We start from the raw sequence: 12,691 nt of genomic DNA, 5'->3' as shown, positions 1-12,691 counted from the left end.
GGGGGCCCGTTTTCCCCCCCCCCCCCCGCGGCGTCGTGGGGGGGGGGGGGGGGGGCCCGCCCGCCGGGGGGCCGGCCCGCGGCCGCGGCCGGCGCGATGGTGGTGGACCTCTCCGCCCGTTTCCGGCTGGAGCCCGATGTGCCGCTGGTGGTGCCGGAGGCGAATGCCGCCACGCTCGGCCGCGCCCGCAAGCGCCGCATCGTCGCCTGTCCCTCGACGCTGGCCTCCGCCATCGCCGTCGCGCTGAAGCCGCTGCATGCGATCGGCAAGGCCCGCCGCGCGGTGATCACCGGCTTCCACGCCGTCTCCGGCGCGGGGAAGGAGGCGATGGACGAGCTCTGGGCGCAGACGCGCGGCATCTACGTGAACGAGGCGCCGCCGGCCGAGCAGTTCGCGAAGACCATCGCCTTCAACCTGATCCCGCAGGTCGGCGAGATCGCGCCGGAGGACGGATTCACCACCGAAGAGCGCGGGATCGCCGCCGAGCTGCGCAAGCTGATCGACCCCGACCTCGCCGCCATCGCGACCAGCGTGCGCGTGCCGGTGTTCATCGGCGATGCCGCGAGCGTGACCGTGGCCTTCGAGCGGCCGGTGGAGGAGAGGCAGGCCTGGGCCGCGCTGCGCGAGGCGCCGGGCGTGATCCTGCTCGACCGGCGGGAGGAGGCCGGCTACGCCACGCCCTCGGAAGTCGCCGGGGAGGACGCGGTCTATGTCAGTCGCCTGCGCCGCGACCTGACCGTGCCGCACGGCCTGGCCTTCTGGTGCGTGACCGACACGCTGCGCAAGGGTGGCGCGCTCAACGCCGTGCAGGTGGCCGAGGAGCTGGTGCGGCTCAAGCTGGTCGCGTAGCGGCGCGCGCCGGTGCCGATCCCGAGGGCGAAGCCGTGATAGGCTTATTATCCTTGCTCGCGACGCATGCGGCAGGGGCCATGCTGAACCCGGCCCAGGGCGCGTTGACGCTCTGGCGCACTGCACCATAAAGGAACGGGTGAGGAAGGTGCGCGCCGGGTTCTGATTGCGGGCGCGCCAAGGGGAGCGTTGGCGCATGTCCACCATGCAGGATTCCCGGGAGGCGACCATGATCGGTCGCCGGTCGGATGGCACGCCCGTGCGCCGGCCGCTCTCGCCGCACCTGCAGGTCTACGACATGCTGCAGATGACCAGCGCGCTCTCGATCTCCCACCGCATCACCGGCATCATCTGGACGGCCGGGGCCGTGGTGATGGCCTGGTGGCTGATCGCGGCGGCCTCCGGCCCCTCGGCCTTCGATGCGGTGCAGTGGTTCCTGGGGTCCTTCCTCGGCATTCTGTTCCTGATGGGCGTCACGGCGGCCGCGTGGTTCCACACCCTGGCCGGGATCCGGCACCTCGCCTGGGATGCCGGCTGGGGCTACGACATCCCGACCGTCTACAAGACCGGCCGGGCCGTGCTGGTCGGCACCGCGGTGCTGACGGCGCTCACCTGGCTGATGCTGCTGATCTCCTGGTGAGGGCCTGACCATGTCGCACACCAATGCCGGGCCGGTGGGCCAGCCGCCCCGCCAGACCGCCCTCCGCTCCCCGCTCGGCCGCGTGCGCGGCATGGGTTCCGCGAAGTCCGGCGCGCATCACTGGTGGATGCAGCGCGTCACCTCGATCGCGCTGCTGCCGCTGACCATCTGGTTCGTCCTGTCGCTGGCGACCTCCGCCGGCATGAGCCATGCCGAGGCGCTGGCCTGGATCGGCAGCCCGCTCAACGCCGTGCTGCTGCTGGCGCTGATCGGCCTGACCTTCCATCACACGGCGGCGGGGCTGCAGGTCGTCATCGAGGACTACATGCGCCAGGAAGGCCTTCGGATCGGGCTGATCCTGCTGGTGAAGGGCCTCTGCTGGCTGCTCGGCCTCGCCGCGGCGCTGGCGGTGCTGCGCATTGCGGTCTGAGCGGACGGCACAAGGTTTTCGGATGAACGGCTGGCGCCCATCCCGGCGCCGGCCACGCGAACGGACGGCAGCATGAACGCCATCAGCAAGCCCTCTCGCGGGGCCTATCGGATCGTGGACCACACCTACGACGTGGTGGTGGTCGGCGCCGGCGGCGCTGGGCTGCGCGCCACCTTCGGCATGGGTGCGGCCGGGCTCAAGACCGCCTGCATCACCAAGGTCTTCCCCACGCGCAGCCACACCGTCGCGGCCCAGGGCGGCGTCGGCGCCGCGCTCGGCAACATGGGCGAGGATGACTGGCGCTGGCACATGTACGACACCGTGAAGGGGTCGGACTGGCTCGGCGACCAGGACGCCATCGAATACATGTGCCGCGAGGCGATCCCGGCGGTGATCGAGCTCGAGCATTACGGCGTGCCCTTCAGCCGCACCGAGGACGGGCGCATCTACCAGCGGCCCTTCGGCGGCCACATGCAGCACTACGGCAAGACACCGGCGATGCGCGCCTGCGCCGCGGCCGACCGCACCGGCCACGCCATCCTGCACACGCTCTACCAGCAGAGCCTGAAGCATGGCTGCGAGTTCTTTGTCGAGTATTTCGCCCTCGACCTGATCATGGACGACGAGGGTGTGTGCCGCGGCGTGACGGCGTGGTGCCTGGAGGACGGCAGCATCCACCGCTTCCGCGCGCAGACCGTGGTGATGGCGACCGGCGGCTATGGCCGCGCCTATCTGTCCTGCACCTCCGCCCACACCTGCACGGGCGACGGCAACGCGATGGTGCTGCGCGCCGGACTGCCGCTGCAGGACCAGGAATTCGTGCAGTTCCACCCGACCGGCATCTACGGCGCCGGCTGCCTCATCACGGAGGGCGCGCGCGGCGAGGGCGGGTATCTCACGAATTCCGAGGGCGAGCGCTTCATGGAGCGCTACGCGCCGACCGCGAAGGACCTCGCCTCCCGCGACGTGGTCAGCCGCGCGATGAGCGTGGAGATCCGCGAGGGCCGCGGCGTTGGTCCGCACAAGGACCACATCCTGCTGCACCTGGAGCATCTCGGCGCCGAGCTGCTGCATGAGCGGCTTCCGGGCATTTCCGAAACGGCCAAGATCTTCGCCGGCGTGGACGTGACGAAGGAGCCGATCCCGATCCTGCCGACCGTCCACTACAACATGGGCGGCATCCCGACGAACATCCACACCGAGGTGCTGCGCCCGAGCAAGGGCGACGAGGACGCGATCGTCCCCGGCCTGATGGCGGTGGGCGAGGCGGCCTGCGTCTCGGTGCACGGCGCCAACCGGCTCGGCACCAATTCGCTGCTCGACCTCGTGGTGTTCGGCCGTGCCGCCGCGCATCGCGCCGCCGAGACGATCAAGCCGGGTGCCTCCCAGGCGCCGCTGCCGGCCAATGCCGGGGAGCGCGACCTCGACCGCTTCGACCGCATCCGCCACGCCAAGGGTGGCACGCCGACGAGCGAGCTGCGCGTGCAGATGCAGCGCGCCATGCAGACGCACGCCGCGGTGTTCCGCGACAGCGCCAGCCTGAAGGAAGGCGTGGAGAAGATGCGCAGGATCTGGGGCGGCATGGGCGACCTCAAGGTCGCCGACCGCGGCCTGATCTGGAACAGCGACCTGATGGAGGCGCTGGAACTGGACAACCTGCTCGGCAACGCGATGACGACGATCGTCAGCGCCGAGGCGCGCAAGGAGAGCCGCGGCGCCCATGCGCAGGAGGACTTCCCCGAGCGCGACGACGAGAACTGGATGAAGCACACGCTCGCCTGGTGCGACGGCGAGGGCAATGTCCGCCTCGACTACCGCGGCGTGAAGATGCGCACCCTGACCAACGAGGTGCAGGTCTTCCCGCCCAAGGCCCGCGTGTACTAAGGATCGGACGGAAATGGCTACCTTCACGCTGCCAAAAAACAGCACGCTCACCGAGGGCAAGCGCCATCCCGCGCCCTCGGGCGCGAAGAACGTCAAGGCGTTCAGGATCTATCGCTGGGATCCCGACAGCGGCGACAACCCGCGCACCGACACCTTCGAGATCGACCTCGACAAGTGCGGGCCGATGGTCCTGGACGCGCTGATCAAGATCAAGAACGAGGTGGACAGCAGCCTCACCTTCCGTCGCTCCTGCCGCGAGGGCATCTGCGGCTCCTGCTCGATGAACATCGACGGGCTGAACACGCTGGCCTGCCTCAAGCCGATCGAGGACGTGAAGGGCGACGTGAAGATCGCGCCGCTGCCGCACATGCCGGTGGTGAAGGACCTCGTCCCCGACCTGTCGCAGATCTACGCGCAGCTGCGCAGCGTGGAGCCCTGGCTGAAATCCGACACGCCGCCGCCGCCGGACGCGGAGCGGCTGCAGAGCAAGGAGGAGCGGGCGAAGCTCGACGGCCTCTGGGAATGCATCCTCTGCTTCTGCTGCACCACCGCCTGCCCCAGCTACTGGTGGAATGGCGACCGCTACCTCGGCCCCGCCGTGCTGTTGCAGGCCTATCGCTGGATCGCCGACAGCCGCGACGAGGCGACGGGCGAGCGGCTGGATGCGCTGGAGGATCCGTTCAAGCTCTATCGCTGCCACACCATCATGAACTGCGCGCGGACCTGCCCGAAGGGGCTGAACCCGGCGCAGGCGATCGGCGAGATCAAGCAGCTTCTGGCCGCGCGCCAGGGCTGACCCGCCGCAGCGCCAGCATCACGTTGTTTGCCGGCATCTCCGTCACAGCCGGCGCGGCGAAGTCCGCGCCGGCTGCCGCGACGAGATCCTCAACCCGCCGCAGCCCCCACTCGGGATTGCGCGCGCGCAGGCTCGCATCGAAGTCGAGGTTGCTCGGCGCCGTCTCGACGCCCGGCCTGATCCACGGCCCGTAGAGCACCAGCGTCCCGCCCGGCGCCAGCACGCGCGCCGCGCCGCGAAGCAGCCCGGTCGTCGCCGACCAGGGCGCGATGTGGACCATGTTGATGCAGAGCACCGCATCGGCGCGGTCCACCGGCCAGTCCTCCGCGGCCGCATCCAGCGCGAGCGCGCGGCGCACATTCGCCATCCCGACGCACCAGGCGTCGCAACTCGCCCGCGCCTCGGCCGAGGGATCGCTCGGTTGGAAGGTCAGCGCCGGCAACGCGGCGGCGAGATGCGCGCAATGCTCGCCGCTGCCGCTCGCCACTTCCAGCACCAGGCCCGATGCGGGCAGGATGCCGCGCAGCACGTCCAGGATCGCATCGCGGTTGCGCGCGACCGCCGGCGCGAACAGCCGCGCATCGGCGCCGCTCATCGCAGGCGGATGCGCCCGTCCGTCCGAGGCTGCGCCGGCGCCAGCGCGGTCAGGTGCGCCGCGACGATCTCCTCCAGCAGCGGCCCGGAATCATAGGCCTCCAGCGCCGCGTCGCGCAGCATGGTGTAGCCGTCGCCGCCGGCGCGCAGGAAGTTGTTGGTGACGATGCGATAGGCGCGCTCCGGGTCCACGCGCCCGGCGCGCTCGCCGCGCAGCACCTCGGCCGAGACCAGCCGGCTGCCCGCCGGCGCGTTCAGGTCCGCCTCGATGCGCAGCCCCGCGATCTGCGGGAAGCGGCCGGCGCCCGGCTGCGACAGGCCGTTCTCCAGCGCGGCGAGCAGCGTCGCGCCGCGGATCGTGGCGGTCGCCACCGTGTTGCCGAAGGGCAGCACGGTCAGCACGTCGCCATAGGTGATCATCCCCGCCGGCAGGCTCGCCCTTATGCCGCCGCCATTCTGCAGCGCGATGTCGGCGCCCGGCGTCGCGGCCAGCATCGCCTCCGCGATCAGGTTGCCGATCGCGCATTCGCCCGTCCGGCAGGTCGTGTTGTCGAAGGCGGCGAGCGCCGGCGCGGCCGGCCGCGGGCGCCGCCCGCCGCGGCGCTCCAGGCGCTCGCGATCGGCAGCTTCGGATCCTGGGATTCCGTCGGCTACACGCTGTTCTACGCGACCGACATGGCCTTCGCCGGCCTTGCCGTCGCCATTGCCTTCAAATGCGGGTTGTTCAACATCGGCGTGGAGGGGCAGGCGGCGATCGGCGGACTTGGCCTGGCGCTGGTGATGCTCGGCCTGGATTCGACGCTGCCGGCCGCGCTGGTCGTGATCCTCGCCGTCGCGGCCGGCGCGCTGGCCGGCGCGGCCTATGGCGCCATACCCGGCTGGCTGCAGGCGCGGCGCGGCAGCCACGTCGTCATCACGACGATCATGTTCAACTTCATCGCCGCCTCGCTGCTGGTCTATCTGCTGGTGAATGTGCTGATCGAGCCCGGCCAGATGGCGCCGGAGACGCGGCGCTTCGCCGCCGGGCTGCCGCCGCTGTCCGATTTCGGCTTTCCCGGCCGCTCGCCGGTGAACCTGGCGCTGCCGCTGGCGCTGCTCGCGGCGCTGGCGGTCTGGGTGCTGGTCTGGCGCACGCCCTGGGGCTACGGGCTGCGCGTGGTCGGCTCCAACCCCGACGCCGCCGCCTATGCCGGCATCGACCAGGGACGGCGCATCATCGCCGCCATGGCGATCTCCGGGGCGCTCGCGGCCGGTATCGCGGTGAACGCGCTGCTTGGCTCGCAGGACAAGCTGATCCTGAATTTTTCCGGCGGCGCCGGCTTCACCGGCATCGCGGTGGCGCTGATGGGCCGCAACCATCCCATCGGCGTGCTGCTCGCCGCGCTGCTGTTCGGCGCGCTCGCGCAGGGCGGCGCGGAGCTCGCCTTCGAGATGCCGGACCTGCCGCGCGAGACGGTGATGGTCGTGCAGGGCCTCGTGATCCTCTTCACCGGCGCGCTCGGCGCGCTGTTCCGCGCGCCGTTGTCGCGCCTGCTCGGTGCAAGGGCCTGAGGCGATGGAGGCCGCGCTCGACCTCGTCGTCCCGATCCTCGCCGCGACGCTGCGCGTGGCGGCGCCGCTGATCCTGGCCGCGCTGGCCGGCCTCTTCGCGGAACGCTCGGGCGTGGTGGATGTCGGGCTCGAGGGCAAGATGCTCTTCGCCGCCTTCGCCGCCGCTGCCACCGCCGCCGTCACGGGCAGCGCCTGGGCGGGGCTGGGTGCGGCGATCCTCGCTTCCTCGGCGCTCGCGCTGATCCATGCCTTCGCCTGCGTCACGCTGCGCGGCAGCCAGGTGGTCTCCGGCATGGCGATCAACGTTCTGGCGGCGGGCCTGTCGGCGACGCTGGCACTGGCCTGGTTCCGCCAGGGCGGGCAGACGCCGCCGCTCACCGGAAGCGCGCGCTTCGCGCCCATCCCGCTGCCGGGCGCGGAGTGGCTCGCCGAGATCCCGCTGCTCGGTCGCGTGCTGGTCGGCGTGATCGGCGGCCATGCGCTACCGGTCTACATCGCCTTCGCGCTGGTGCCGCTCGCGGCCTTCGTGCTGTGGCGCACGCGCTTCGGCCTGCGGCTGCGCGCCTGCGGCGAGAACCCCGGCGCGGTGGATGCGGCCGGCGTCTCCGTGGCGCGGCTGCGTTATGCGGGCGTGCTGATCGCGGGCGTGCTCTGCGGCATCGCGGGTGCGGCGATCTCCACCGCGCAGGGTGCGCAATTCTCGCCGGAGATGACGGCCGGCCGCGGCTTCATCGCGCTCGCCGCGCTGATCGTCGCGAACTGGAAGCCCTGGCCGGTGCTGTGGACCTGCCTCGGCTTCGGGCTGCTGGATGCGGTGGCGATCCGGCTGCAGGGCGTGCCGGTGCCGGGGCTCGGCGTGCCCTTCCCCGTGCAGGCGATCCAGGCGCTGCCCTATGTGCTGACGGTGATCCTGCTGGCGGGCTTCGTCGGCCGCGCCACCGCGCCGCGCGCGGCCGGCGTGCCTTACGTCAAGGAGCGTTGAGCGCGCCGCGCTTCAGCGCCAGCCTCTGCGGCGCCCTCTCCACCTTCGCCGCGGCGAAGCGCGCCAGCACGTCCGCCGGCCAGGACGCGACGCGGCGCGTGCCGAGGTCCACGCAAAGAAAGAGAACCTCGTTCTCCGCCGAGAGCCAGCCTTCCTCGGCATGATACAGCCGGTGCGCCACCAGCAGGCGCTTCGCGTCGAAGGCCAGAACCTCGCTCTCCGCCGCCAGCGGCATGTCCAGCAGCACCTCGCGCCGATAGGCCTGCCAGGATTCCACCGCGAAGGTGCCAAGGCCGCGCGCCCGGAATCCCTCGCCCAGCTTCAGCCTGGGCCAGAGCGCATCCGTCGCCAGGTCGAAGGCCACCAGGTAGTAGGCCAGGTTCATGTGGCCGTAGTGGTCCACCCATTCGGGCTTCACGCTGACGAAGCTCTCGCGTCGCATGCCGCTCATCCGCAGGCCGGGTAGGCCAGCCAGCCCAGCACTTTTCCCGTCGCATCCTCGATCCGGCGCGCATCCACGCAGCGCCGGTCCAGCATGAAGGCCTGGATGCCCTCGCCCGGCATGCGCTGGTCGGCGGCGACGGAATCGCGCCGCACGACACGGCCGGCACCGAGATCCGCCACGCAATCCTGCCGCGCGCCGCCCGGCAGCAGCAGCCGCGACAGCGCGAGCCCGTGGTTCATCGGCCAGGCGAGCACCACCATCGCCTCCGGCGGCTGGCCTTCCAGGCAGGCGCGCATCGCCGGCGCCAGCGCCACCAGGCGTTCGGTCCAGGGCGGTCCCTGCGCCGCGGCGGGCAGCGCCGCCAGCAGGAACAGGGCCGCCGCCTGCCTCAATGGATCTCGTCCATCCGGGAGATCGCGTCGCGCAGCTTCGCCACGGAGAAATCCGGGTCCCGGCAGACGTCCAGGATCACCTTCTCCTTCCGCGCGCCGAGCTCGATCGCGGCGGGCAGCTTGCGCACGCAGTCATGCGGGATCACCACCGCGCCGTGCCGGTCGGCATGGATCACGTCCTCATGCGCCACATGCATCCCGTGCACGCTGACCTCCTGGCCATAGGCGACCATGTGGACATAGGCGTGGCTGGGGTTCACCACGCCGGCGATCAGCTGGAAGCCCGGCGCCAGCATGTCGAGGTCGCGGATCGAGCCGTTGGTCACCACCCCCAGCGCGCCCAGCGCCTTGTGGACGGCCGAATGCACCTCCCCCCAGAAGGCGCCGACGCCCGGCGTGTCGTCCAGGTCCTGCAGCACCACCACGGTCGGCAGCGAGGCGCGGGCGACATACTCGTACCAGCCGATGCGCACCGCCTTGTCCTGCTCCTTCGGCCGGCCGGAGGGGGCGGCGGCGCGAATCGTGCCGGTGCGCGCCAGCCCGCAGACCGGCGGCAGCTTCGGGTCGGCGCAGACCATCGGCCGCACCGTGAAGCCGTGGCCGCGGCGCTGCGGCGCCACGAATTCCAGCGCGTTGCAGATGGTCGGCGTGTCCCACTGGCGCAGCAGCTCCAGGTCCTCGCGCGTGAACGGATGCTCGGCCATGGTGGCGCTTCCCCCTCATCTTGGCGGCGGCCAGGATCGGACGGCATTGCGCCCCCGTCAAACGATCGCGGCGGGGAGGCGACAGGCGCCGCGTCCTCCGGTATCGTTCGCTTTTCGTGCAGGATGGAGCCGCCGTGCGGCTGGACCCGCTGACGATGACCGTGGCGCCGCGCAAGGACGCGCTGGCGCCGCTGCTCGACGCCGTGGAGGCCTGGTCGCAGGCGGCAGGCCTCGGCGCGCCCGCGGCCTATCGCCTCGCCCTGGTGGTGGAGGAACTGGCCGTCAACGTCGCGTCGCATGGGGCGCAGGGCGCGGATGGCGCGGGCACCCTCTCGGTCGCGATCGCGCGGGAGGGGGATGCGGTGCGGCTGATCGTCGAGGATGACGGCCGGGCCTTCGACCCGCTCTCCCTGCCGCACCCCGATACCGCGCAGCCGCTCGAGTCCCGACGCATCGGCGGTCTCGGCGTGCATCTGTCCCGGGAGCTGTCGCGCAGCCTCTCCTATGCGCGGGAGGGCGGGCGGAACCGCGTGGTCGTGCTCCTCGACGCCCACTGAAGCCGGCGTGGCGGCCTGCCCTGGACGCCGTGCCGCGCCCCCGCTACCACCTGCGCATCCCGCCGGCGCGCAGCACAAGCCACCCGGCGCCTGACCGGAAGGACCTGCCCGTGGATTCGCCTCATCGGATGACGCGTCGGTTCGCCCTGGGCGCGGGCGGCCTCCTGCTCCTGGCCGGGTGCCAGGCCGCGCGCGGCCCGCTGCCCGAGAATGGCAGCATCGACCTGCTGACCCTGCTGCGCGACAAGCCGGAGCACAGCCGCTTCGTCAACGCGCTGACCGCCAGCGGCCTCGCGTCTCGCATCGGCCGGCAGAGCGGCGCGGCGACGCTGTTCGTGCCCACCAACGACGCCCTGAACACCCTGCCGGCCGAGTTGCGGGCGCTGCTCGACAGCCCGCCCTCCTCCCCGAGCGAGGCGCAGCGCGCCCGGCTGGCGACGCTGGTGAACGCCAATGCCGCCTTCGGCCTGCTGCGCCTTGCCGATATCCAGGCCCGCCAGGGCCGGGTGGTCACCTGGGACCGCGGTCGCCTGCAGGTGAACCAGACCGGCCCGCGCACCGCGACCATCGTGCGGGAGGGCGTGCCCCCGATCCCCGGCCGGCCGGTTATCGCCATCACGCGCGGCGACGTGCTGGCGAGCGACGGGGTCTTCCACGTCACCTCGGCGCCGATCCTGCCGACTTCTGCGGGCGCCTGACGCCGGCCCGCCACGCAGGCGGCGTCAAGCCGCCTGCAGCGCCCGCCAGATCTTCTCGGGCGTCAGCGGCATGTCGAGATGCGCGACGCCCAGCGCGTCGCAGGCGGCACTGACGATGGCCGGCGGCGCGCCGCAGGCCCCGCCCTCCCCCGCGCCCTTCACGCCGAGCTCGTTCACCGGCGTCGGCACGACGTTGAAGTCGATCTCCAGCTCCGGCAGGTCCGAGGCGCGCGGCATCGCGTAATCCATGAAGGTGGCGGTCACGAACTGCCCGCTCTCGGCGTCGTAGCGCGCTTCCTCCAGCACCGCCTGGCCGAGGCCCTGCGCGATGCCGCCATGCGACTGGCCATGGACCAGCATGGGGTTGATCACGTTCCCCACATCGTCCACGGCGGCGTAGCGCACCACCTCCAGTACGCCCGTCTCGGGATCGATCTCAACCTCGGCCACGTGGCAGCCATTGGGGAAGTTGCACTCCGTATCGCGCTTGTAGAGCACCTTCTCGTCGAGGCCGGGCGTCTCGCCCTCCGGCAGTCTCTTCGGATCGTTGGCGAGGGCGATCACCTGCGGCCAGGTCACGGCAAGGTCGGTGCCGGCGACGCGGAAGCGGGCGCCGTCCAACTCCACATCCGCGACCGACGCTTCCAGCATGTGGGCCGCGATGCGCTTCGCCTTGTCGAGCACGGCGTTGGAGGCGCGCAGCGTCGCGACCCCACCCATCTGTGAGGATCGGCTTCCGCCGGTGCCGCCGCCCGTCTCGACCACGTCGGTGTCGCCCTGCACCAGCACCACATCCTCGAAGGGGATGCCGAGGCGGGAATGCACGATCTGCGCGAAGGCCGTCTCGTGGCCCTGGCCGTGGCTGAAGGTGCCGACATGCAGCCGCGCCTTGCCGTCCTCCGTCATCGCCACGCGCGCCCATTCGGTCGGCGCGCCGCCCGAGGCTTCGACGAAGTAGCCGAGCCCGATGCCGCGCAGCTTTCCCTTCGCGTGCGCCGCCGCGCGCCGTTGCGCGAAGCCCGCCCAGTCGGCAAGGTCGAGCGCCTTCTGCTGCGTGCCGGAGAAATCGCCGCTGTCGAGCACGTTGCCGACACAGTTGGTGTAGGGGATCTGGTCGGGCCGGATGTAGTTCCGCCGGCGGATCTCGTCCTTCGTCACGCCGAAATGCGCGGCGCCGAGATCGAGCAGGCGCTCGATGGTGTAGGCGATCTCCGGCCGCCCGGCGCCGCGATAGGCGTCGGTCGGGACCGTGTTGGTGAAGACGCACTTCACCCGCATGTTCACCGCCTGCAGGTCATAGACCGTGCCCGCGATGCGCGCGCCCGCCACGGTCGGGATGCGCGGCCCGAAATCGCAGAGATAGGCGCCCATCGCCGCCGTGGTGCGCACGCGCAGCCCGAGCGCCTTGCCCTTCGCGTCGAAGGGCATTTCCGCTTCCGTCACATGGTCGCGCCCATGCGGATCGCAGACGAAGGTCTCCGAGCGGCCCGAGCGCCACTTCACGGGCCGCCCCAGCTTCTTCGCCGCCCACAGCACCATCGCAGACTCAGGAAAACACTTGCTGCGCAGGCCGAAGCCGCCGCCGGTATCGGGCGAGATGACGCGCAGCTTGTCCGCCGGCACCTTCAGGATGTCGCGCGCCATCGGATCGCGCACGCGGAACATGCCCTGGGTGGGGCTGGTGAGCTCGTAGCGGTCCTTCTCGGCATTCCACACCCCGATGGCGACGCGCGGCTCCATCGGGTTGCCGACCACGCGGTTCTGCACCAGGCGGATCTTCGCGACATGCGCCGCCGCGGCAAAGGCCGCATCCGCCTGCTCCTCGCGCCCGTTCGACCATTCGACGCAAAGATTGCTGCCGCGCTCCGGCCAGATCACCGGCGTCGCGGGATCGAGCGCGGTGGCGGTGTCCGTCGCGGCGGGCAGCATCTCGTACTCGATCTCGACGCGTTCGAGCGCATCCTCCGCCTGCGCCCGCGTCTCGGCCACGATGGCGACGACGGGATCGCCGACGAAGCGCACCGCATCGGTCTGCAGGATACGCCGCGGCGGGCAGTAGAGCGGCGGGGGGGGGGGGGGGGGGGGGGGGGGGGGGGGGGGGGGGGGGGGGGGGCGGGGGGGGGGGGGGGGGGCGGCGCCCCGCCCGCGCCCGCCGCCCCCCCGCGCCCC

The 12,691-nt window shown here is 71.8% G+C and carries 15 protein-coding genes; 9 read left to right on the top strand and 6 right to left on the bottom strand.

Annotated elements, in window-relative coordinates:
• From AC1MIR_RS11735 to AC1MIR_RS11715, 5 genes are all read left to right on the top strand, one after another.
• Positions 1-849: aspartate-semialdehyde dehydrogenase (locus tag AC1MIR_RS11735; RefSeq protein WP_480028335.1), on the top strand; the 849-nt coding region annotated here is incomplete at its 5' end.
• A 196-nt stretch (positions 850-1,045) separates the two neighbouring features.
• Positions 1,046-1,489 carry a succinate dehydrogenase, cytochrome b556 subunit gene (gene sdhC / locus AC1MIR_RS11730; RefSeq protein WP_480028334.1) on the top strand — a complete coding sequence of 148 codons (444 nt, stop codon included), beginning with the start codon at positions 1,046-1,048 and terminating at the stop codon, positions 1,487-1,489.
• 10 nt (positions 1,490-1,499) lie between these two features.
• Positions 1,500-1,919 carry a succinate dehydrogenase, hydrophobic membrane anchor protein gene (gene sdhD, locus AC1MIR_RS11725; RefSeq protein ID WP_480028333.1) on the top strand — a complete coding sequence of 140 codons (420 nt, stop codon included), beginning with the start codon at positions 1,500-1,502 and terminating at the stop codon, positions 1,917-1,919.
• 72 nt (positions 1,920-1,991) lie between these two features.
• On the top strand, positions 1,992-3,803 hold the full coding sequence (gene sdhA, locus AC1MIR_RS11720) for a succinate dehydrogenase flavoprotein subunit (RefSeq protein WP_480028332.1): 1,812 nt from the start codon (positions 1,992-1,994) through the stop codon (positions 3,801-3,803).
• Positions 3,804-3,816: 13 nt separating this feature from the next.
• Positions 3,817-4,599 (top strand): succinate dehydrogenase iron-sulfur subunit, encoded by a 783-nt coding sequence (locus AC1MIR_RS11715; RefSeq protein ID WP_480028331.1) that lies wholly within the window; start codon positions 3,817-3,819, stop codon positions 4,597-4,599.
• On the opposite strand, the gene AC1MIR_RS11710 is transcribed toward AC1MIR_RS11715, so the two are convergent.
• Complete coding sequence (locus AC1MIR_RS11710) at positions 4,568-5,194, bottom strand: DUF938 domain-containing protein (protein WP_480028330.1); 627 nt, start codon at positions 5,192-5,194, stop codon at positions 4,568-4,570. The two genes, AC1MIR_RS11715 and AC1MIR_RS11710, sit on opposite strands and share 32 nt — an antisense overlap.
• Positions 5,191-5,802, bottom strand: coding sequence for a bifunctional metallophosphatase/5'-nucleotidase (locus AC1MIR_RS11705; protein WP_480028748.1), 612 nt, complete (start codon positions 5,800-5,802; stop codon positions 5,191-5,193). Before AC1MIR_RS11705 ends, AC1MIR_RS11710 begins: the two co-directional genes overlap by 4 nt.
• A 9-nt stretch (positions 5,803-5,811) precedes the next feature.
• On the opposite strand from AC1MIR_RS11705, the gene AC1MIR_RS11700 reads away from it, so the two are divergent.
• Both AC1MIR_RS11700 and AC1MIR_RS11695 read left to right on the top strand, forming a co-directional pair.
• Positions 5,812-6,744 (top strand): ABC transporter permease, encoded by a 933-nt coding sequence (locus tag AC1MIR_RS11700; RefSeq protein ID WP_480028747.1) that lies wholly within the window; start codon positions 5,812-5,814, stop codon positions 6,742-6,744.
• Between the two features lie 4 nt (positions 6,745-6,748).
• Positions 6,749-7,726, top strand: a complete 978-nt coding sequence (locus AC1MIR_RS11695; protein WP_480028329.1) for an ABC transporter permease — start codon at positions 6,749-6,751, stop codon at positions 7,724-7,726.
• Here AC1MIR_RS11695 and AC1MIR_RS11690 read toward each other — a convergent pair.
• From AC1MIR_RS11690 to AC1MIR_RS11680, 3 genes are read right to left on the bottom strand one after another with little or no spacing between them, the layout of a single operon-like run.
• Complete coding sequence (locus AC1MIR_RS11690) at positions 7,713-8,168, bottom strand: thioesterase family protein (protein ID WP_480028328.1); 456 nt, start codon at positions 8,166-8,168, stop codon at positions 7,713-7,715. The genes AC1MIR_RS11695 and AC1MIR_RS11690 overlap by 14 nt on opposite strands.
• A gap of 5 nt (positions 8,169-8,173) precedes the next feature.
• Positions 8,174-8,563, bottom strand: a complete 390-nt coding sequence (locus tag AC1MIR_RS11685) for a hypothetical protein (RefSeq protein ID WP_480028327.1) — start codon at positions 8,561-8,563, stop codon at positions 8,174-8,176.
• Positions 8,560-9,267, bottom strand: coding sequence for an RraA family protein (locus AC1MIR_RS11680; protein WP_480028326.1), 708 nt, complete (start codon positions 9,265-9,267; stop codon positions 8,560-8,562). Before AC1MIR_RS11680 ends, AC1MIR_RS11685 begins: the two co-directional genes overlap by 4 nt.
• Before the next feature lie 134 nt (positions 9,268-9,401).
• Here AC1MIR_RS11680 and AC1MIR_RS11675 point away from each other — a divergent pair, with 134 nt between their 5' ends.
• Together AC1MIR_RS11675 and AC1MIR_RS11670 are read left to right on the top strand one after the other, a co-directional pair.
• The gene (locus tag AC1MIR_RS11675; protein ID WP_480028325.1) at positions 9,402-9,824 is read left to right on the top strand and encodes an ATP-binding protein; all 423 of its coding nucleotides are present in this window, start codon (positions 9,402-9,404) and stop codon (positions 9,822-9,824) included.
• Positions 9,825-9,952: 128 nt separating this feature from the next.
• A complete protein-coding gene (locus AC1MIR_RS11670) occupies positions 9,953-10,522 on the top strand; it encodes a fasciclin domain-containing protein (RefSeq protein ID WP_480028324.1) in 570 nt (189 codons plus the stop codon).
• A gap of 24 nt (positions 10,523-10,546) precedes the next feature.
• On the opposite strand, the gene AC1MIR_RS11665 is transcribed toward AC1MIR_RS11670, so the two are convergent.
• On the bottom strand, positions 10,547-12,691 hold a 2,145-nt coding region (locus tag AC1MIR_RS11665; RefSeq protein WP_480028323.1), incomplete at its 5' end, for a xanthine dehydrogenase family protein molybdopterin-binding subunit.

This window comes from Falsiroseomonas sp. RANM36, assembly GCF_056682175.1.
The sequence above is the reverse complement of the archived record's forward strand: the minus strand, read 5'-3'. Positions and strand labels throughout refer to the sequence as shown.